Source organism: Achromobacter sp. ACM05 (assembly GCF_019218915.1).
Lineage (GTDB): Bacteria > Pseudomonadota > Gammaproteobacteria > Burkholderiales > Burkholderiaceae_B > Achromobacter > Achromobacter animicus.
The window spans coordinates 1,045,092-1,063,723 of sequence record NZ_JAHUWQ010000001.1 but is presented as its reverse complement, the minus strand read 5'-3'; the positions used below and the strand labels follow the sequence as shown (position 1 = coordinate 1,063,723).

The following is an 18,632-nucleotide window of genomic DNA, read 5'->3' as shown; positions in this document are numbered from 1 at the left end:
GCACACGGCTTTCCACGCAGTTCACCCAATTACAACGGAGACATCCATGGATTTTCGTTTGAAGCTGCTTGCAGGAACCCTTGCATTTGCCGTATCGGCCGCGTCCCACGCCGCCGACCCCATCAAGATCGGCGTGGCCGGCCCCTACACGGGCGGATCGTCCTCGATGGGCGTCAGCATGCGCGACGGCGTTCGCCTTGCCATTGAAGAGATCAACAAGAACGGCGGCGTGATGGGCCGCCAGCTCGTCGCGGTCGAACGCGATGACGAAGCCAAGAACGAGCGCGGCGTGCAGATCGCGCAGGAACTGATCAACAAGGAACAGGTGACCGCCACCGTCGGCTACATCAACACCGGCGTCGCATTGGCCTCCCAACGTTTCTACCAGGACGCCAAGATCCCGGTGTTCAACAACGTGGCCACCGGCAGCGTGATCACGCATCAGTTCAAGGCGCCTGAATACCCCGACAACTACGTGTTCCGCAATGCGGCCCACGACAGCATTCAGGCCCCGATGATCGTGGAAGAAGCGATCACGCGCCGCGGCTTCAAGAAGGTCGCGATCCTGGCCGACTCCACCAACTACGGCCAGCTCGGCCGCGAGGACCTGGAAAAGGCCCTGGACGCCAAGGGCATCAAGCCGGTCGCCGTCGAGAAGTTCAACATCAAGGACGTCGACATGACGGCCCAGCTGCTCAAGGCCAAGGCCGCGGGCGCTGAAGCCGTGCTGACCTACGGTATCGGCCCGGAGCTGGCCCAGGTCGCCAACGGCATGACCAAGCTGGGCTGGAAGGTGCCGATCATCGGCAGCTGGACGCTGTCCATGGCCAACTACATCGACAACTCCGGCGCCAACGGTGAAGGCGCGCGCATGCCCCAGACCTTCATCCAGGACCCGGACACGCCCAAGCGCAAGGCGTTCATCGACGCCTACCTGGCCAAGTTCAAGCCCAAGAACAACCGCATCGATTCGCCGGTGTCGGCGGCGCAGGGCTATGACTCCATCTTCCTCTTGGCCGCGGCCATCAAGCAGGCGAACTCGACCGACGGTCCCAAGGTGCGCGAAGCACTGGAAAACCTGCAGACCCCGGTCGAGGGCGTGGTGATGACCTACAACAAGCCCTTCTCGCACGACAACCACGACGCGATCACCGCGAAGGAAGTGGTCATCGGCGAGGTCAAGGGCGGCCGGGTCATCAAAGCCAACTAAATCCCGACAAGCAGGAAGGCGGCGGCTGCCCGGCCGCCGCCGCCCGCGCCTGAAGTTTCGGGCGCGGGGCATGCAGCCGCCTGAAAACAGCGTTCTGCCCAAGGGGGTTGGGACGGAACACAGCGCCTCAAGACACACACCATGATTCTTCTACAGCTCATCTATAGCGGTATCGCGCTAGGCATGATCTATGCGGTCATTGCGTTCGGCTACCAGCTCACCTTCGCCACATCGGGCACCTTGAACTTCGGCCAGGGCGAAGCCCTGATGCTGGGTGCGCTCGTCGGCCTCACGCTCGTCGGACTCGGCGTGAACTACTGGGTCATGATTCCCATCGTCTGCATCTTCGGCTTCGCGCAGGGCGCGCTGGTCGAACGCGTGGGCGTGCGGCCCGCCATCAAGACGCGATCGGAATTCGGCTGGATCATGGCCACCATTGCGTTGGGCATCATCTTCAAGAACGTGGCCGAAAACATCTGGGGCCGCGACGACCTGCGCTTTCCCTCGCCGCTGCCCGAGGCGCCGATTCAGGTGCTGGGCGCCAACGTGCTGCCGATGGAGCTGCTGGTGGTGTTCGGCGCGCTGGGCATGATGATTCTGGTGGAAATCTTCAACCGCAAATCCATCTACGGCAAAGCCTTCGTCGCCACGTCCAACGACCGCGACGCGGCCGGCCTGATGGGCATCAACACCGGCATGGTCATCACGTTCTCGTACGCACTGTCGTCGCTGACTGCGGCGTTTGCCGGCGTACTGGTCGCGCCGCTGACGCTGACGGGCGCCACGATGGGCGCCGTGCTGGGCCTGAAGGCATTTGCCGTCGCGATCATTGGCGGCCTGTCCAGCGGGATGGGCGTCGTGGTGGGCGGGCTGATCCTGGGGATCGCCGAAACGACCACCGGTTTCTATCTATCAACGGGATACAAAGACGTGCCGGGATTGGTATTGCTGCTGCTCGTTCTGACCTTCAAGCCCGCCGGCCTGTTCGGCAAGACCGCGATCAAGAAGGTGTAAGCGATGAAACCCCTGCATCTTCTCCTATCCATCGTGGCCGTGGCCTGCCTGGCCGCCGTGCCGCTGGGCGTGACCAACACGTATTACCTGCACTTGATTGAAACCATCATGATCTATTCGATCCTGCTGTTCGGGCTCGATATCGTGGTGGGCTACACCGGCCAGGTGTCGCTGGGCCACGCCGGCTTGTTCGGCATCGGCTCGTACGTCGCCGGCGTGCTGGTCTTTCACCTGCAGATTCCCATCTGGCTGACGCTGCCCGCCGCCATCGTCATCGCCGCCGCCTTTGGCGCAGTGCTGGCGCTGCCGGCGCTGCGCGTCACCGGCCCCTATCTGGCGATGGTGACGCTGGCCTTCGGCACGATCATCCAGATTCTGATCAACGAGATGACCTTCCTGACCGAAGGCCCGCTGGGCATCAAGGTCACCAAGCCGTCCATCGCCGGCCACGTGCTGACCAAGGCCGAGTACTTCTGGCTGGTCGCCGCGCTGCTGGTGATCTCGCTGATCGTGGTGCACCGGATTTTGAAGTCGCACCTGGGCCGCTCGTTCGAAGCCTTGCGCGACAGCCCGATCGCATCCGATTGCATGGGCGTGTCGGTGTACCGGCACAAGGTGATCGCCTTCGTCATCAGCGCCGGCTTTGCCGGCCTGGCGGGCGCGCTGTACTCGTATTCGGAACAGTACATTTCGCCGAACACGTACAACTTCGAACTGACGATCCTGTTCCTGCTGGCCATCATCATGGGCGGCCGCAAGAGCCGCACCGGCGCGCTGCTGGGCGCCTCGATCATCGTGCTGCTGCCCAAGATGCTGGACGACATCGGCACCTTCCGCCTGATCGCGCTGGCGGTGGCGATCCTGGTGACGGTGGGCAGCGTCGTGGCCATCTCCAAGGGCCGCACCGAGCCGCGCAAGGTCGCGGTGCCGGTGATCGGCACGATCGTGCTGGCCATCTTCTCGTACTGGCTGGACGCCGTCACCGACTGGCGCCTGACCATCTTCGGCGCGATGATCCTGTTCGTCGTGTACTACCTGCCCGACGGCATCGTGGGCTTCGTTCGCAACCTGTTCTTCTCCACGCGCCGCGCGGCGCTGGCCGTCAAGAAAGACCTGGTGAAGGAACAGGACGCCGTGCCGGACGCGGTGGCGGGCAAGGGCGAGACCCTGCTCGCAGCCAAGAACGTGCTGATGCAGTTCGGCGGCCTGAAAGCCCTGAACGAGGTGGACCTGACCGTCAAGCGCGGCACCATCCACGGGCTCATCGGACCCAACGGTTCCGGCAAGAGCACGATGATGAACGTGTTGACCGGCATCTACGTGCCCACGGCCGGCGCGGTGGAGTTCGGGGGCAAGTCGCTCGTCGGCCTTCCGCCCGCGGACATCGCCGAAGCCGGCATCGCGCGCACGTTCCAGAACGTGCAACTCTTCGGCGAAATGACCGCGCTGGAGAACGTGCTGGTGGGCCTGCATCACACGTTCACGACGGGTCTGGCTGGCATCGCGCTGCGCACGCCCAAGTGGAAGACCGAGGAACAGGGCGCACGGGCACGGGCCATGGCGCTGCTGGAGTTCGTCGGCCTGGAATCGCTGGCCAGCGAAGAGGCGCGCAACCTGCCCTACGGCAAGCAACGCCTCCTGGAGATCGCCCGCGCACTGGCGCTGGATCCGCAACTGCTGCTGCTGGACGAACCGGCGGCAGGCCTGACGGCGCCTGACATCGTGGAACTGCTGGCGATCATCCGCAAGGTGCGTGACCACGGCATCACGCTGATCCTCATCGAGCACCACATGGACGTCGTGATGGGGGTGTGCGACACGGTGTCGGTGCTGGACTTCGGCCAGAAGATCGCCGAGGGCCTGCCTAACGAAGTGCAAAGCAACGCCAAGGTGATCGAGGCGTATCTGGGCGGCGCGCCCGCCTGACGCCAAGGGGACAAGAAGATGCTATCGATCAAGAATCTGGAAGCAGGCTACGGGAAGGTGAAGGTGCTGCACGGCATCAGCATGGAGGTGCCGAAAGCCAAAGTGGTGACGCTGATCGGCTCGAACGGGGCTGGGAAGACGACGACGATGCGGGCGCTGTCGGGGATGATCCGGCCGACTGCGGGGGAGATCACGCTGGGTAGCAAGCGGATTGATGGGATGGAGTCACATCGCATCGCGCGGCTGGGACTGGCGCATTCGCCGGAGGGGCGCCGGGTGTTTCCTACGCTGTCAGTGACCGACAATCTGCTGCTGGGTGCGTTTCCGCGTCTGACGGGTAGCCGGCCTAAGGGTGACGTTCAAGCTGATCTGGGGCGGGCGATGGATCTTTTCCCTCGGCTGAAGGAACGGCGGGATCAGCTGGCGGGGACGCTGTCAGGCGGTGAGCAGCAGATGCTGGCGATGGCGCGTGCGGTGATGTTGAATCCGGAATTGGTGCTGCTGGATGAGCCTTCGATGGGATTGGCGCCGATTCTGGTGGAAGAAGTGTTCCGGATCATTGCGCGGCTCAAGGAAGAAGGCGTGACGATGCTGCTGGTGGAGCAGTTCGCGGCGGCGGCGTTGAATGTCGCGGATTATGGGTATGTGCTGGAGAATGGGAGGATTTCTGTGCATGGGAGTGCGGAGAAGTTGAAGCATGATCCGGCTGTGGTGGCGGCTTATTTGGGTGGGGGGCATTGAACGGGTTGGCTGTGGCGTTATTCGGCTGGCGGTGAGGGGGGTTCTTTAGACGCCCGCCGCAGCGGGGGCCGGGGTGCGCGGGGCTACGATTGCGGTCCGGAGCCTTCGCTCCGGACTTCCCCGTCCTCAACCTCGTCCGCCTTCGGCTCCCTACGGTTTCCGTCGGGCGCATCTACACGCCCCGCGCACCCCGGCCCCCGCTGCGACAGGCTCCAGTTGATTCAGCTTTACCGGTGGCGGGGCGAGTTGGGTTCTTTAGGTTCTTGCCTACGGTGGGGGAGAGAGAAAGATCTTGCGGGGCCCGCCCGCGGCGGCCGCGCGGGCGGCCTTCGGGGGCTTACGCAGCGTCTTGCGTCGGGGCGATGACGCTTCGCGTGTGGCTGCGGTGTGGTTGGGTTCTTGCCTATGGCAACGTTGGGTGTCTGACACTGACGAGCACCATTCGCAAGCCGCTCTCCGCACGCGCGCAAGCGCACACCGCACCGACGAACCGCAGCTCCGATGCCGATTGCCGCCGCCCGGGCGGCAGCAATTCGGCGGCCTCGCAGATCTCCTACCCTGAACACAGGTCTTGTAGCGCCGCATACCAAAGACCCTCGTAGCACGGCGTCGCGGTCACCGTGGGCGCGAGCGCCGTCGATGCGCCCGACGGAATCCGTAGGAGTCGCCGCAGGCGAGGACGAGGATGAGGAAGGGGAAGTCCGGAGCGAAGGCTCCGGACCGCAATCGTGGGCGATCGTGCCCACGGTGACCGCGGCGTCGGGCGACCTACGAAGAGCTTCGTGGCGCGCCAAAAGAAAATGGGCCTCCGCAGGCAACCGACCAAATCAGTCTTCGCCTGCAAGGCCCACGCTCACGTCGCATCACTCTCGATGCAACGTCACCCTCAAACGATCGTAAGCGTCACATCAATGTTGCCGCGCGTGGCGTTCGAGTACGGGCACACGATGTGTGCGGCCGCGACCAGCTTTTCAGCTTCTGCGCGGTCCAGGCCCGGCAGGGAGATCTTCAGTTCCGCTTCGATGCCGAAACCCGTCGGAATCGCGCCGATGCCGACGATGCCGTTTACCGACACGTCCGCCGGGATCGCGATCTTGTCGCGGTTGGCGACGAACTTCATGGCGCCCAGGAAGCAGGCCGAGTAGCCGACGGCGAACAGTTGTTCGGGGTTCGTGCCTGCTGCGCCGGCGCCGCCCAGTTCGCGCGGGGTGGTCAGCTTGACGTCGAGGTTGCCGTCGTCGCTGACGCCACGGCCTTCACGGCCTCCGGTGGCGGTGGCGTTGGCGCGGTAGAGGACTTTTTCGATCGACATGGTGTGGTTCCTTTGAATAAAAGTTTGTACTGCTTGCCTTACGGGACCCTTCCCGTGTTGGCGGTCAACGATGAACTTGCGACTTGCTTAGGACTTTAAATAGTGAACAACAATATCGTGCGCTATTTATAAAACCGGATGATGACAGTCATCACCCACAACCTCAAAGACTTCCGGCCAGCTTCTCCCGCAGCGCGTGCAGCATCTTCGTCATGCCCTGCGCTTCGTCCAGCGAACACTGCGCTGCCGCGCCAACCGCGTGCGGCACCGCTTCGGCCTTTTCGCGCAGATCGCGGCCCTGTTTCGTCAGGCCCACGATCACCTGGCGCTCGTCGGTCACGGCGCGCTTGCGCGTCACCAGGCCCGCGGCCTCCAGGCGCTTGAGCAGCGGCGTCAGCGTGGCCGAATCCAGAAACAGGCGGCTGCCGATATCCGTCACCGTAATTTCGTCGCCTTCCCACAGCACCAGCATCACCAGGTATTGCGGGTAGGTCAGGTCCAGCCCGCTCAGCAGCTTGCGGTACACCTTGTTCATCGCCAGCGAGGTCGAGTACAAGGCGAAGCACAACTGGCTGTCCAGCAGCAGCGGGTTGAATGCGGCTTTGGTCTTGTTTCTGGATTTCATGGTGCGATATTAAATAGCGCGCGATTTATCGTCAACACTTTTTTTCAATGCCGATAACGATTACGCCGCCTGCTCCGCTTCCACCGCGCCGCGGTCCGAGCCGTATTGCTTCAGCCCGTCCAGGTCCAGCACCCGAACCGCCCCGTATTCCACGTTCAGCAGCCCCGCCTCCTCCAGCTTGCGCAGCGCCTGGTTCGCACGCTGGCGTGACACCCGGGCCAGATAGCCGACTTCTTCCTGTGTAATCGTCAGTCGCATCCCCATGCCCGGATACAGCAAAGGGTTGAAGAGCTCGGCCAGACAGCGGGCCACGCGCGCATCGGGATCGAGCAGACGGTCGTACTCCGCCTTGCCGATGAACTGCGCCACGCGCTCGTTCAATTGATGCAGCAGATACCGGTTGAACGGAATACTGGTATCCAGCAACCAGTCGAACGTCGTGCCCGGCAGGCGCGCCACCACTGAATCGCGCAGCGCCACGATGTCGTACTTGCGGACTTCGCGTTTCAGCAGCGAGCCCTCGCCGATCCAGCCCCCGGCGGGCACGCCCGTCAGCGATGCGACCTTGCCTTCCGAATTGCCCACCGACACCTTCACCAGTCCCGCCAGCACGCCGATCCAAGCCTGGGCGAGTTCGCCTTTGCGCTCTATGATCGATCCGGCAACGACCTGCTGCACGGAAAGGTCCCGCTCCACGCGCGCTTGCTGTTCGGCGTTGAGCACGCGGAACCAGGCGGCGGCGAGTTGCAGGGAGTCGGATAGCTGCATCGGGAATACCCTAAAAGGTCCTTGAATGTCGCGATGGTGACAGTTGGTAGCAACCCAACCTTATACCTTAACTCCTGCCGTAAATCTAAAACCAACTGGTCAAGTACACCGCCGCAACCGCCGCTTCCATTGCAGGCACTGCGCGCGATGCGCCCAAACCGGAGGAGACAACGTGGCACATTCATCGCCCGCATCTGCACAGGTGCCGGCGGCGCCGGACACCTTTCCGGCGCTGCTGCTCGCGCATGCCAACGTTCGTGGGTCGCGGCCCGCGATACGAGAGAAAGACCTGGGGATCTGGCAAACCCTGACCTGGTCCGAAGTGGCGGAGCATGTCCGTCACGTCGCGCAGGGTCTTGCATCGCTCGGCATTCAGCCCGGCATGCACGTCGCCGTCATCGGTGAAAACCGCCCGCGTCTCTATATGGCCATGATGGCCGCGCAATCGCTCGGCGCCATTCCGGTTCCGCTCTATCAGGACGCGGTCGCGCAGGAAATGGTCTACGTGCTGCAGGATGCGGAGATCAGCGTTGCGATCGTCGAGGACCAGGAGCAGGTCGACAAGATGATCGAGGTGCGCGAACAGTGCCCTGCGCTCAAGCATGTCGTGTTCGACGACCCGCGCGGCTTGCGCCATTACGCCGATTCCATGCTGCTGTCGTATGAGCAACTGGAAGCGCTGGGCAGCGAATATGCCGCCAAGCATCCCGACTTCTACGCGCGCGCCGTCGCTGCCGTGCAGCCGCACGACGCCGCGGCCATGTTTTATACGTCCGGCACGACGGGCAAACCGAAGGGCGTGGTGCTGACGCACCATGCGCTCATCGACCGCGCGCGCGCCGTGTCGGAAATGGAAAAGCTGACCGACCAGGAAGACGTGCTGGCGTACCTGCCGCCCGCCTGGATCGGCCAGAACATGTTCTCGTACACGCAGTTGCTGGTCACGGGCTTTACGGTGAATCATCCCGAGTCGCCTGACACCGTGTCGATCGATATGCGCGACATCGGCCCCACCTATTACTTCGCGCCGCCGCGCGTGCTGGAAGGTCTGCTGACCCATGTGATGATCCGCATGGAGGACGCGGGCTATCTCAAGCGCAAGCTGTTCGCGGCGTGCATGAAGCTGGCGCGCCGCGTTGGCACGAAGATCCTGGACGGTGAATCCGTCAACGCCTGGGACCGCATGCGCTACGCGGTGGGCAACGTGCTGATCTACGGTCCGCTGCGCAACGCGCTGGGCATGAGCCGCGTGCGCGTGGCGTACACGGCCGGCGAAGCCATCGGTCCGGACCTCTTTGTGTTCTACCGCTCCATCGGCATCAACCTGAAGCAGCTGTACGGCTCCACCGAAACCTCGGTGTTCGTCTGCGTGCAGCCCGATGGCCAGGTTCGCGACGACACCGTCGGACCGCCGGTGGCGGGCGTGGAGATTCGCGTGGCCGACAACGGCGAGATCCTGGTCAAGAGCCCGGGGCTCTTCAAGGAGTACTACCGCAATCCCGACGCCACGGCCGAGGCGCGCAGCGCCGACGGCTGGTTCCACACGGGCGACGCGGGCTATCTGGATACCGACGGGCAGCTCAAGATCATCGATCGCGCCAAGGACGTGGGCAAGCTGGCCAACGGCAGCCTGTTTGCGCCCAAGTACATCGAGAACAAGCTCAAGTTCTTCCAGCACATCAAGGAAGCGGTGGCGTTCGGCGCCAACCGCGAAGACGTGTGCGCGTTCATCAACATCGACCTGGAAGCCGTGGGCAACTGGGCTGAACGCCGTGGCCTGCCCTATGCCGGCTACACCGACCTGGCGGGCAAGGACGAGGTCTACCAGCTGATCGCCGAGTGCGTGGAGCAGGTCAACGCGGATCTCGCGACCGATCCCAAGCTGGCGGCGTCGCAGGTCAGCCGTTTCCTGATCCTGCACAAGGAACTGGACCCGGACGACGACGAGCTGACCCGCACGCGCAAGGTGCGCCGCGCCTTCATCGCGCAGAAGTACGGCGTGCTGATCGACGCGCTCTTTGGCGGCAAGCAGTCGCAGTTCATCGAGACCGAAGTGAAATTCGAAGACGGACGCACCGGCAAGATTTCGGCGGATCTGCGGATCCATCCGGTCAAGACGTTTCCCGCCATCACCGCCCGAGCCGCGTAAAGAACATGAGCACTAACGACCGCGACCAGCGTATCGGCGATGTCATGCTGGACATGCAGAACATCTCCCTGTCTTTCGGCGGCGTGAAGGCGCTGACCGATATTTCCTTCAACGTGCGCGAGCACGAGATCCGCGCCATCATCGGGCCCAACGGCGCGGGCAAGAGCTCCATGCTCAACGTCATCAACGGCGTGTACACGCCGCAGCAAGGCGGCATCGCTTTTCGCGGCGAGCGGTTTTCGCGCATGAACCCGCGCCGCGCCGCTGAAATGGGCATCGCGCGCACGTTCCAGAACCTGGCGCTGTTCAAAGGCATGAGCGTTCTGGACAACATCATGACCGGCCGCAACCTGCGCATGAAGAGCGGCCTGCTGGCGCAGGCGTTCCGCCTGGGGCCGGCCGAGCGCGAAGAGATGCAGCACCGCGAGTTCGTCGAGAACATCATCGACTTCCTGGAAATCCAGGCCTATCGCAAGACGCCGGTGGGCCGCCTGCCCTACGGGCTGCAAAAGCGCGTCGACCTGGGCCGCGCGCTGGCGATGGAGCCGCGTCTGTTGCTGCTGGACGAGCCGATGGCCGGGATGAACATCGAGGAAAAGCAGGACATGAGCCGCTTCATCCTGGATGTGAACGATGAGTTCGGCACGACCATCGTGCTGATCGAGCACGACATGGGCGTGGTCATGGACATCTCGGATCGCGTCGTGGTGCTGGACTACGGCAAGAAGATCGGCGACGGCAAACCCGACGAAGTTCGGGCGAATGAAGACGTCATCCGCGCCTATCTCGGCGTGTCGCACTAAGCCGGACAACCAAGGCGGAAAGACATGGGATTTTTTCTAGAGACCTTATTCGGCGGCCTGATGAGCGGCATGTTGTACGCGCTGATCGGCCTGGGCTTCGTGCTGATCTTCAAGGCGTCGGGCGTCTTCAACTTCGCACAGGGCGCGATGGTGCTGGTGGCGGCGCTGTCGATGGCGCGCTTTTCGGAATGGCTGCCGCGCTGGCTGGGCTTTGACAACATGATCCTGGCCAACGTGCTGGCGTTCATCGTCAGCGCCATCGTGATGTTCCTGCTGGCGGTCGCGATCGAACGCTTCGTGCTGCGGCACCTGGTCAACCAGGAAGCCACGACGCTGCTGATGGCCACGCTGGGCATCAGCTATTTCCTGGACGGCCTCGGCCAGATCACGTTCGGCAGCTCGGTGTACTCCATCAACGTCGGCATGCCCAAGGATCCGCTGATGATCCTGGACTCGGTGTTCGAAGGGGGGCTGCTCATCAACCTTGAAGACCTGACGGCGGCGGTCATCGCCGCGCTGCTGGTGGCGACGCTGGCGCTGTTCTTCCAATACACCTCGACGGGCCGCGCGCTGCGTGCCGTGGCCGACGACCACCAGGCCGCGCAGTCGATCGGCATTCCGCTGAACCGCATCTGGGTGATCGTGTGGAGCGTGGCCGGGCTGGTGGCGCTGGTGGCGGGGATCATCTGGGGATCGAAGTTCGGCGTGCAGTTCACGCTGTCCACCGCCGCGCTGCGCGCGCTGCCGGTGGTGATCCTGGGGGGGTTGACGTCGGTGCCTGGCGCCATTCTGGGCGGCCTCATCATCGGCGTGGGGGAAAAGCTGTCCGAGGTCTATCTGGGGTCGCTGGTGGGAGGCGGCATCGAAATCTGGTTCGCCTACGTGCTGGCGCTGGTGTTCCTGCTGTTCCGTCCGCAAGGGCTGTTCGGCGAGAAGATCATCGACCGCGTCTAAGCCTGCGTCACCGAGGATAAAAAATGTTCTATCGCGAAAACGGCCAATTCAAGACCAGCTATCGCGCTGACCAGCAGATCTTCCCGATCCGCCAGGACCGCGTCTTCATCTGGCTGCTGATGGCGGTGGCGTTCATCGTCGTTCCGGCCATGGCCAGCGACTACCTGCTGCGCGCCATCCTGATTCCGTTCCTGATCCTGGCGCTGGCCGCCGTGGGCCTGAACATCCTGGTCGGGTACTGCGGACAGATCTCGCTGGGCACGGGCGCCTTCATGGCGGTGGGCGCGTATGCGGCGTGGAACTTCGGCGTGCGCTTTCCAGGCATGCCGCTCGTGGTGCAAATCTTGTTGGGCGGCTGCTTTGCCACCATCGTCGGCGTGATCTTCGGCATCCCCAGTTTGCGCATCCGCGGCCTGTATCTGGCGGTGGCAACGCTGGCGGCGCAGTTCTTCGTGGACTGGGCGTTCCTGCGCATCCCCTTCTTCACCAACTATTCGTCCTCGGGCAGCGTGTCGGTGCCGCCGCTCACGGCCTTTGGCCTGCCGGTGCAAAGCGCCATGGAGAAGTACCTGTTCGTGCTGATCCTGGTTGTCATCTTCAGTTTGCTGGCCAAGAACCTGGTGCGCGGCGCCATCGGCCGCCAGTGGATGGCGATCCGCGACATGGACGTGGCGGCGTCGGTCATCGGCATCCGGCCCATGTACGCCAAGCTGACGGCGTTCGCGGTCAGTTCGTTCATCGTAGGCGTGGCCGGCGCCCTGTGGGGTTATATCCACCTGGGCTCCTGGGAGCCGCTGGCGTTCGACCTGGGCCGCTCGTTCCAGCTGCTGTTCATGGTCATCATCGGCGGGCTGGGCTCGATCATCGGCAGCTTCTTCGGCGCGGCGTTCATCGTGCTGGTGCCCGTGGCACTGGCGAACATCCCGCACATGCTGGGCCTGCCGCTGTCGGTGGACACCGCCGCGCACATCGAGCACATGGTGTTCGGCGCGCTGATCGTGTTCTTCCTGATCGCCGAGCCGCACGGCCTGGCGCGGCTGTGGAGCATCGGCAAGGAGAAGCTGCGGATCTGGCCGTTCCCCCACTGATCTTTTTTCGTTTTGATTTCCGCGGGTCCGACGCGGCACGACCGCGCTGGACCACCGCCCCGAATACCCGGCTCAAGACCGGGCCAATCCCGGTGTCCCAGGGTTGAACCGACCCAAGCACCACGCAGGAGGTAAATGGAGATGAAGCGTCTTAACCTGAAGTTGGCGGCAGCCTTGATGGCCGCAGCCGGCGCCGCAGGCGCCGTGGCCACGCCGGCAATGGCGGCCGAAGAGCAGTTCGTTCCGTTGCTGGTGTATCGCACGGGATCGTTCGCGCCGCTGGGCATTCCCTGGGCCGACGGCAAGCTGGATTACCTGAAGCTCGTCAACGAACGCGATGGCGGCGTGAACGGCGTCAAGATCACGTACGAAGAATGCGAGACCGCCTACGCCACGGACCGCGGCGTGGAGTGCTACGAGCGCTTGAAGGGCAAGGGTACGGGCGCCTCGGGCTTCGATACCCAGTCCACCGGCATCACCTTCGCGGTCAGCGACAAAGCGATCATCGACAAGGTGCCCGTGGAGACCATGGGCTACGGCCTGTCGCAATCGGTGGACGGCAGCGTGTTCGAGTGGAACTTCCCGCTCCTGGGCACGTACTGGACTGCCGCCGACGTGATGATCCAGGACATCGCCAAGAAAGAAGGCGGCATGGACAAGCTCAAGGGCAAGAAGATCGCCTTGGTCTACCACGACTCGCCGTACGGCAAGGAGCCGATCCCGCTCTTGCAGAAGCGCGCGGCCAAGGAAGGCTTTGAGCTGCTGCTGTATCCGGTGACGGCGCCGGGCGTGGAGCAGAAGTCCACCTGGCTGCAGATCCGCCAGGCGCGTCCGAATTATGTGCTGCTGTGGAGCGCGGGCATCATGACGCCCACCGCCATCCGCGAAGCGCAGGCCAGCGGCTATCCGCGCGACAAGATGTACGCGATCTGGTGGGCAGGGTCGGAAGGCGACGTGAAGGACCTGGGCGATGTCGCCAAGGGCTACAACGCCATCACCATCCACAACAGCGGCGCCGACAGCGACAAGGTCTATGACGATCTGAAGAAGTACGTCTACGACAAGGGCCAGGGCGCGGACAAGACCGGCAAGACCACGCTGGGCACCATCGCCCACACGCGCGGCATGATGATCTCGATGCTGCAGGTGGAAGCGATCCGCGCCGCGCAGGAGAAGTACGGCAAGGGTAAGGCGCTGACGCCCGAGCAGGTGCGCTGGGGCTTCGAGAACCTGGATCTGACGCAGGAAAAGCTCGACAAGCTGGGCTTTGGCCAGATCATGCGTCCGGTCAAGACCTCGTGCGCCAACCACAAGGGCGATGACTGGGCCCGCATCGTGCAGTGGGACGGTTCCAAGTTCAAGGTCGTTTCCGACTGGTATCAGGCCGACAAGACGATCCTGGACCCGATGGTCAAGGAATCGGCGGCCAAGTACGCCAAGGAAAAGAACATCACGCCGCGCAAGTGCGAGTGATGCTTCTGGAGCACCCGCGGCCCCGCGCCGCGGGTGCGCAACGCAGGTTGATATGAACCGGCGGCCGGCTTTCCGGCCGGCCGCCGCCACGCCGCAGGAAGGTTTATGAACGACGCCAATATTGCCGCCGCCGACGCCCCCCAGGTGCTGCTCGATGTGAACGGCATCGAGGTGATCTACAACCACGTGATCCTGGTGCTCAAGGGCGTGTCCCTGCAGGTGCCGGAAGGCAGGATCGTGGCGCTGCTGGGCGCGAACGGCGCCGGCAAGACCACGACGCTGCGCGCGATCTCGAACCTGCTCAAGGGCGAGCGCGGCGACGTCACGAAGGGCCACATCCAGTACCGCGGCCAGCGTATCGAACGCCTGACGCCCGCCGAACTGGTCAAGCGCGGCGTCGTGCAGGTGATGGAAGGCCGGCATTGCTTTGCCCACCTCACCATCGAGGAAAACCTGCTGACGGGCGCCTATACGCGCAGCATGAGCCGGGGCGACACCACCGCCGCGCTGGAGCGGGTCTACCAGTATTTCCCGCGCCTGAAACAGCGCCGCACCAGCCAGTCCGGCTACACCTCGGGCGGCGAGCAGCAGATGACCGCGATCGGCCGCGCGCTGATGGCCAACCCCAACATGATCCTGCTCGATGAGCCGTCGATGGGTCTGGCGCCGCAGATCGTCGAAGAGATCTTCGAGATCGTGCGCGACCTGAACCAGCGCGAGCGCGTGAGCTTCCTGCTTGCCGAGCAGAACACCAACATCGCGCTGCGCTACGCCGATTACGGCTACATCCTGGAGAACGGGCGCGTGATGATGGACGGCGCGGCCGCCGACCTGGCGCAGAACGAGGACGTAAAGGAGTTCTACCTGGGCATTTCCAGCGGCGAACGCAAGAGTTTCCGAGACAACAAGTTCTACCGCCGCCGCAAACGCTGGCTGGCCTGATTCCCGACGCGGGCAAGCCAGCGCTTGCCGCATGGCGCCGGCAACGGCGCCGCCAACCGGCACACGAGAAGGTGCGATTCCATGTCCGAGTTTTTCGATGACCGCGAAACCCGCGCGCCCGAGCAACGCGAGCGCGATCTGATGGCCGCCCTGCCCGGGGCGATTGCGCGGGCCATCGCGCGCGCGCCGGCCATTGCCGAGCAACTGCGCGGCGTGGACCCCGCCACGATCACCTCGCGCGAGGCGCTGGCCCGGCTGCCGGTCCTGCGCAAGCATGAACTGCTGGAACGCCAGCAGCACAGCCGCGACGACGGCGCGCGGCCCGCCGGTCCCGAGAAAGCCTTCGGCGGGTTCTCGGCCATCGGCTGGGGCGAAGCGATGCGCGTGTTCGCCTCGCCCGGTCCGATCTATGAACCGGAGAGCGCGCGGTCGGATTACTGGCGCTTCGCGCGCGCCCTGTACGCGGCGGGCTTTCGCGCCGGCGAACTGGCCTACAACTGCTTTTCGTACCACTTCACGCCGGCCGGCTCGATGATGGAAACGGCCGCCCACGCCGTGGGCTGCACCGTGTTTCCCGGCGGCACCGGGCAGACCGAGCAGCAGGTTCGCGCGATTCAGGACCTGGCGCCCAGCGGCTACACCGGCACGCCGAGCTTCCTGAAGATCATTCTTGAGAAATCAGACGAACTGGGCGTGAAGCTCGATTCGCTGCGGCGCGCACTGGTCTCCGGCGAAGCCTTTCCGCCGTCGCTGCGCGACTGGCTGGCGGCGCGCGGCATCGACGGCTACCAGGCCTACGGCAGCGCCGACCTGGGCATGATCGCGTTCGAGACGCCCGCGCGGGAAGGACTTGTGGTGGGCGAGGACATCATTGTCGAGATCGTGCGCCCAGGCACCGGCGAACCCGTGCCGGCAGGCGAAGTCGGCGAGGTCGTGGTGACCACGTTGAATCCGGATTACCCGCTGGTGCGCTTTGGCACCGGCGATCTGTCGGCGGTGATGTCCGGCATCTCGCCGTGCGGACGCACCAACACGCGCATCAAGGGCTGGATGGGACGCGCCGACCAGACCACCAAGGTGCGCGGCATGTTCGTGCATCCGTCGCAGGTGGCGGACGTGGCGCGGCGGCACCCTGAGATCCTGCGCGCGCGGCTGGTCATCAGCGGCAGCACCGGGTCGGACCGCATGGTGCTGAAGGTGGAGTCGCGCGTGCAGAACGACGCGCTGGCCCGCCGGATTGCCGATTCGGCGCGAGACGTGACGAAGTTGCGGGCCGATGTCGAATGGGTGGCCGAGGGTGGCCTGCCGAACGACGGCAAGGTCATCGACGACATCCGGACGTACGAATAGGCGATTCGACGCGAGAGCAAGCGCGAGGGCAAGCGCGTGAGCAGGCGCGCGGGCAAGCGGCCGCTACGCGCGCGGTCCGGTTGCGTCGCCGTCGCGACGCCCAGCCCGCGTGATGTACGCGTGGATGCCCATGCCAGCGAGCATCGCCCCCGCAAACACCGCTGCGTCGCCGATGCCGGCCGCGGCAGCGACGAGCGCCGGGCCGGGGCAGAAGCCCGCCAGCCCCCACCCCACGCCAAACGCCAGGCTGCCGGCGGCCAGGCGCGCGTCGAGCCGGGTGGCTTGCGGCCAGCGCATGGGCTCGCCGGACAAGCTGGCCCGGCGACGCCGCAACAGCGCATAACCGACACTGGTCGCCAGCACGGCGCCGCCCATCACGAATGCCAGGGTAGGATTCCACAACCCGGCCAGATCCAGAAAGCCCAGCACACGCGCCGGGTCCGCCAAGCCCGATGTGAGCAGGCCCAGTCCGAAGACGAGCCCGGCGGCGAAGGCGTAGAGCGCGGCCATGATCAGACGCCCGCCACGTGCCGCAGCACGTAGACCGTGGCAAAGCCCGCGGCCATGAAGATCAGCGTCGCCACGAGCGACCGGCGCGAGCCGCGCGACAGGCCGCACACGCCGTGTCCGCTGGTGCACCCAGACGCATAGCGCGTGCCGATGCCGACCAGCAGGCCGGCGACGATAAGGCGCGGCGTGCTGGCCTCCACCGTGATGGAAGGCAATTCGGAAAAGAGGCGGAACAGCCAGGGCGCGGCGCACAGCCCCAGCAGGAAGGCGATGCGCCAGCCCCCGCCGCGCTCGGGCGCCAGCAACCCGCCCACGATGCCGCTGATGCCCGCGATGCGTCCCGCGCCCAGCATCAGCAGCACCGCGCCGGCGCCGATCAGCAGGCCGCCCGCCGTGCCGGCGGCCGGGGTGAAGGCGGACCAGTCCACGTTCACTTGAGTGACTCCATGGCGCGTCCGCAGTACAAACTGGATAGCGTTTTCATCACCTGGCTGACCTCGAAGCTGGCCATCTGGTAATAGACGTATTTGCCCTCGCGCCGCGTCGCGACCAGACCCTCGTCGCGCAGCACACCAAGCTGTTGCGAGAGCGTCGGCTGGCGGATGCCGGTCAGCGATTCCAGCTCGCCGACGTTGCGTTCATTCTGGACCAGCTGGCACAAGAGCAGCAAGCGGTCTTCGTTGGCCAGCGCCTTGAGCAGCGCGCAGGCCTGGGTGGCGGACTCGCGCAGGACGGCGACTTCGCAATCGGTAAGGGGAGCGTTCATGACGAGGTGTCGGACACGTGGGGGATAGCGGCGTCATTATATTTATGAATAAACTATGCGCAAATATTATTTATTTTCGTAAATTGACCTGATCGGGCCGCCCGTGCGGCCTTCACGCGAGCCCTCATGACCCCGCACATCCAGGCCTTCTTCGACACCGTTACTGCGACCATCACCTACGTCGTCCACGAACCCGCGCCCGGCGGCGCGTGCGCCATCATCGATTCGGTGCTGGACTACGATCCCAAGTCCGGCCGCAGCAGCACCGCCAGCGCCGATCGCGTGGCCGATTACGTGCGCGAACGCAGCCTGCGGACCGTCTGGCTGCTGGAAACCCATGCCCACGCCGATCATCTGTCGGCGGCGCCCTACCTGCAACGGCAACTCGGCGGCGTGATCGCCATCGGCCAGAGCATCCGCACCGTGCAGGGCGTCTTCAAGACCATCCTGAACCTGGAGCCGGAGTTCCAGCTCGACGGCTCGCAGTTCGGCCATCTGTTCGCCGACGGCGAGACCTTTCAGATCGGTTCGCTGACCGCCACGGCCATCCACGTGCCCGGCCATACGCCGGCCGACATGGCCTATCTGATCGGCGATGCGGCATTCGTGGGCGACACGCTTTTCATGCCGGACGTGGGCACGGCGCGCTGCGATTTTCCCGGTGGCGACGCGCATCTGCTGTATCAGTCGATCCAACGGCTGCTGAGCCTGCCAGACGACACGCGGCTCTACATGTGCCACGACTATCCGCCCGCGGGCCGCGAGGCCGCCTGGCAAACCACCGTGGCCGAACAGCGCCGCGGCAACATCCACGTGCGCGACGGCATTAGCGAGGACGAATTCGTCGCCATGCGCACGCGGCGCGATGCCACGCTGTCGATGCCCACGCTGATCCTGCCGGCGATCCAGGTGAACATCCGCGCGGGCCATTTCCCGCCCCCCGAAGACAACGGCGTGCGCTATCTCAAGATTCCCGTCAACGCGCTCTGACCCCGGCCGCG

The 18,632-nt window shown here is 64.6% G+C and carries 18 protein-coding genes; 12 read left to right on the top strand and 6 right to left on the bottom strand.

Going from position 1 to position 18,632, the window contains the following annotated elements:
• The first annotated feature begins 46 nt into the window (after positions 1-46).
• The 4 genes from KW836_RS04870 to KW836_RS04855 all read left to right on the top strand — a co-directional run bounded on the left by KW836_RS04870 (position 47) and on the right by KW836_RS04855 (position 4,891).
• On the top strand, positions 47-1,210 hold the full coding sequence (locus KW836_RS04870; RefSeq protein ID WP_175124981.1) for an ABC transporter substrate-binding protein: 1,164 nt from the start codon (positions 47-49) through the stop codon (positions 1,208-1,210).
• A gap of 141 nt (positions 1,211-1,351) precedes the next feature.
• Positions 1,352-2,224, top strand: a complete 873-nt coding sequence (locus tag KW836_RS04865; protein ID WP_006216335.1) for a branched-chain amino acid ABC transporter permease — start codon at positions 1,352-1,354, stop codon at positions 2,222-2,224.
• 3 nt (positions 2,225-2,227) lie between these two features.
• Positions 2,228-4,150, top strand: a complete 1,923-nt coding sequence (locus KW836_RS04860; RefSeq protein ID WP_175139640.1) for a branched-chain amino acid ABC transporter ATP-binding protein/permease — start codon at positions 2,228-2,230, stop codon at positions 4,148-4,150.
• An 18-nt stretch (positions 4,151-4,168) separates the two neighbouring features.
• On the top strand, positions 4,169-4,891 hold the full coding sequence (locus KW836_RS04855) for an ABC transporter ATP-binding protein (RefSeq protein ID WP_056560356.1): 723 nt from the start codon (positions 4,169-4,171) through the stop codon (positions 4,889-4,891).
• A gap of 886 nt (positions 4,892-5,777) precedes the next feature.
• Here the strand turns inward: KW836_RS04855 and KW836_RS04850 are convergent.
• The 3 genes from KW836_RS04850 to KW836_RS04840 all read right to left on the bottom strand — a co-directional run bounded on the left by KW836_RS04850 (position 5,778) and on the right by KW836_RS04840 (position 7,596).
• Positions 5,778-6,203 (bottom strand): organic hydroperoxide resistance protein, encoded by a 426-nt coding sequence (locus tag KW836_RS04850; RefSeq protein WP_056560358.1) that lies wholly within the window; start codon positions 6,201-6,203, stop codon positions 5,778-5,780.
• A 163-nt stretch (positions 6,204-6,366) separates the two neighbouring features.
• A complete protein-coding gene (locus tag KW836_RS04845) occupies positions 6,367-6,828 on the bottom strand; it encodes a MarR family winged helix-turn-helix transcriptional regulator (protein WP_175124979.1) in 462 nt (153 codons plus the stop codon).
• Positions 6,829-6,888: 60 nt separating this feature from the next.
• Complete coding sequence (locus KW836_RS04840) at positions 6,889-7,596, bottom strand: Crp/Fnr family transcriptional regulator (RefSeq protein ID WP_175124978.1); 708 nt, start codon at positions 7,594-7,596, stop codon at positions 6,889-6,891.
• A 172-nt stretch (positions 7,597-7,768) separates the two neighbouring features.
• On the opposite strand from KW836_RS04840, the gene KW836_RS04835 reads away from it, so the two are divergent.
• The 7 genes from KW836_RS04835 (at position 7,769) to KW836_RS04805 (ending at position 16,355) form a co-directional block, all read left to right on the top strand.
• On the top strand, positions 7,769-9,745 hold the full coding sequence (locus KW836_RS04835; protein ID WP_218342583.1) for an AMP-binding protein: 1,977 nt from the start codon (positions 7,769-7,771) through the stop codon (positions 9,743-9,745).
• Between the two features lie 5 nt (positions 9,746-9,750).
• Entirely contained in the window at positions 9,751-10,548 is a 798-nt protein-coding gene (locus KW836_RS04830; RefSeq protein WP_175124976.1) for an ABC transporter ATP-binding protein, read from the top strand.
• Positions 10,549-10,572: 24 nt separating this feature from the next.
• Entirely contained in the window at positions 10,573-11,502 is a 930-nt protein-coding gene (locus tag KW836_RS04825; protein WP_063955103.1) for a branched-chain amino acid ABC transporter permease, read from the top strand.
• Positions 11,503-11,525: 23 nt separating this feature from the next.
• Positions 11,526-12,590 (top strand): branched-chain amino acid ABC transporter permease, encoded by a 1,065-nt coding sequence (locus tag KW836_RS04820; RefSeq protein WP_218342582.1) that lies wholly within the window; start codon positions 11,526-11,528, stop codon positions 12,588-12,590.
• A gap of 135 nt (positions 12,591-12,725) precedes the next feature.
• Positions 12,726-14,063 carry an ABC transporter substrate-binding protein gene (locus KW836_RS04815; RefSeq protein ID WP_108005808.1) on the top strand — a complete coding sequence of 446 codons (1,338 nt, stop codon included), beginning with the start codon at positions 12,726-12,728 and terminating at the stop codon, positions 14,061-14,063.
• Positions 14,064-14,168: 105 nt separating this feature from the next.
• Positions 14,169-15,005, top strand: coding sequence for an ABC transporter ATP-binding protein (locus tag KW836_RS04810; RefSeq protein ID WP_175124974.1), 837 nt, complete (start codon positions 14,169-14,171; stop codon positions 15,003-15,005).
• An 81-nt stretch (positions 15,006-15,086) separates the two neighbouring features.
• Entirely contained in the window at positions 15,087-16,355 is a 1,269-nt protein-coding gene (locus KW836_RS04805) for a phenylacetate--CoA ligase family protein (protein WP_218342581.1), read from the top strand.
• 63 nt (positions 16,356-16,418) lie between these two features.
• On the opposite strand, the gene KW836_RS04800 is transcribed toward KW836_RS04805, so the two are convergent.
• The 3 genes from KW836_RS04800 to KW836_RS04790 are packed head-to-tail and all read right to left on the bottom strand — an operon-like array spanning position 16,419 to position 17,631.
• On the bottom strand, positions 16,419-16,865 hold the full coding sequence (locus KW836_RS04800) for a DUF6691 family protein (RefSeq protein ID WP_218342580.1): 447 nt from the start codon (positions 16,863-16,865) through the stop codon (positions 16,419-16,421).
• Positions 16,866-16,867: 2 nt separating this feature from the next.
• Positions 16,868-17,299 carry a YeeE/YedE family protein gene (locus KW836_RS04795; RefSeq protein ID WP_218342579.1) on the bottom strand — a complete coding sequence of 144 codons (432 nt, stop codon included), beginning with the start codon at positions 17,297-17,299 and terminating at the stop codon, positions 16,868-16,870.
• Entirely contained in the window at positions 17,296-17,631 is a 336-nt protein-coding gene (locus KW836_RS04790) for a helix-turn-helix transcriptional regulator (protein WP_175124970.1), read from the bottom strand. The genes KW836_RS04795 and KW836_RS04790 overlap by 4 nt, the downstream gene beginning before the upstream one ends.
• Before the next feature lie 126 nt (positions 17,632-17,757).
• On the opposite strand from KW836_RS04790, the gene KW836_RS04785 reads away from it, so the two are divergent.
• A complete protein-coding gene (locus tag KW836_RS04785; protein WP_218342578.1) occupies positions 17,758-18,621 on the top strand; it encodes an MBL fold metallo-hydrolase in 864 nt (287 codons plus the stop codon).
• Positions 18,622-18,632: the final 11 nt, after the last annotated feature.

Coding starts and splice junctions, on each gene's coding strand:
- KW836_RS04870 (WP_175124981.1), top strand. CDS start 47: ATGGATTTTCGTTTGAAGCTGCTTGCAGGAACCCTTGCATTTGCCGTA.
- KW836_RS04865 (WP_006216335.1), top strand. CDS start 1,352: ATGATTCTTCTACAGCTCATCTATAGCGGTATCGCGCTAGGCATGATC.
- KW836_RS04860 (WP_175139640.1), top strand. CDS start 2,228: ATGAAACCCCTGCATCTTCTCCTATCCATCGTGGCCGTGGCCTGCCTG.
- KW836_RS04855 (WP_056560356.1), top strand. CDS start 4,169: ATGCTATCGATCAAGAATCTGGAAGCAGGCTACGGGAAGGTGAAGGTG.
- KW836_RS04850 (WP_056560358.1), bottom strand. CDS start 6,203: ATGTCGATCGAAAAAGTCCTCTACCGCGCCAACGCCACCGCCACCGGA.
- KW836_RS04845 (WP_175124979.1), bottom strand. CDS start 6,828: ATGAAATCCAGAAACAAGACCAAAGCCGCATTCAACCCGCTGCTGCTG.
- KW836_RS04840 (WP_175124978.1), bottom strand. CDS start 7,596: ATGCAGCTATCCGACTCCCTGCAACTCGCCGCCGCCTGGTTCCGCGTG.
- KW836_RS04830 (WP_175124976.1), top strand. CDS start 9,751: ATGAGCACTAACGACCGCGACCAGCGTATCGGCGATGTCATGCTGGAC.
- KW836_RS04825 (WP_063955103.1), top strand. CDS start 10,573: ATGGGATTTTTTCTAGAGACCTTATTCGGCGGCCTGATGAGCGGCATG.
- KW836_RS04820 (WP_218342582.1), top strand. CDS start 11,526: ATGTTCTATCGCGAAAACGGCCAATTCAAGACCAGCTATCGCGCTGAC.
- KW836_RS04815 (WP_108005808.1), top strand. CDS start 12,726: ATGGAGATGAAGCGTCTTAACCTGAAGTTGGCGGCAGCCTTGATGGCC.
- KW836_RS04810 (WP_175124974.1), top strand. CDS start 14,169: ATGAACGACGCCAATATTGCCGCCGCCGACGCCCCCCAGGTGCTGCTC.
- KW836_RS04805 (WP_218342581.1), top strand. CDS start 15,087: ATGTCCGAGTTTTTCGATGACCGCGAAACCCGCGCGCCCGAGCAACGC.
- KW836_RS04800 (WP_218342580.1), bottom strand. CDS start 16,865: ATGGCCGCGCTCTACGCCTTCGCCGCCGGGCTCGTCTTCGGACTGGGC.
- KW836_RS04790 (WP_175124970.1), bottom strand. CDS start 17,631: ATGAACGCTCCCCTTACCGATTGCGAAGTCGCCGTCCTGCGCGAGTCC.
- KW836_RS04785 (WP_218342578.1), top strand. CDS start 17,758: ATGACCCCGCACATCCAGGCCTTCTTCGACACCGTTACTGCGACCATC.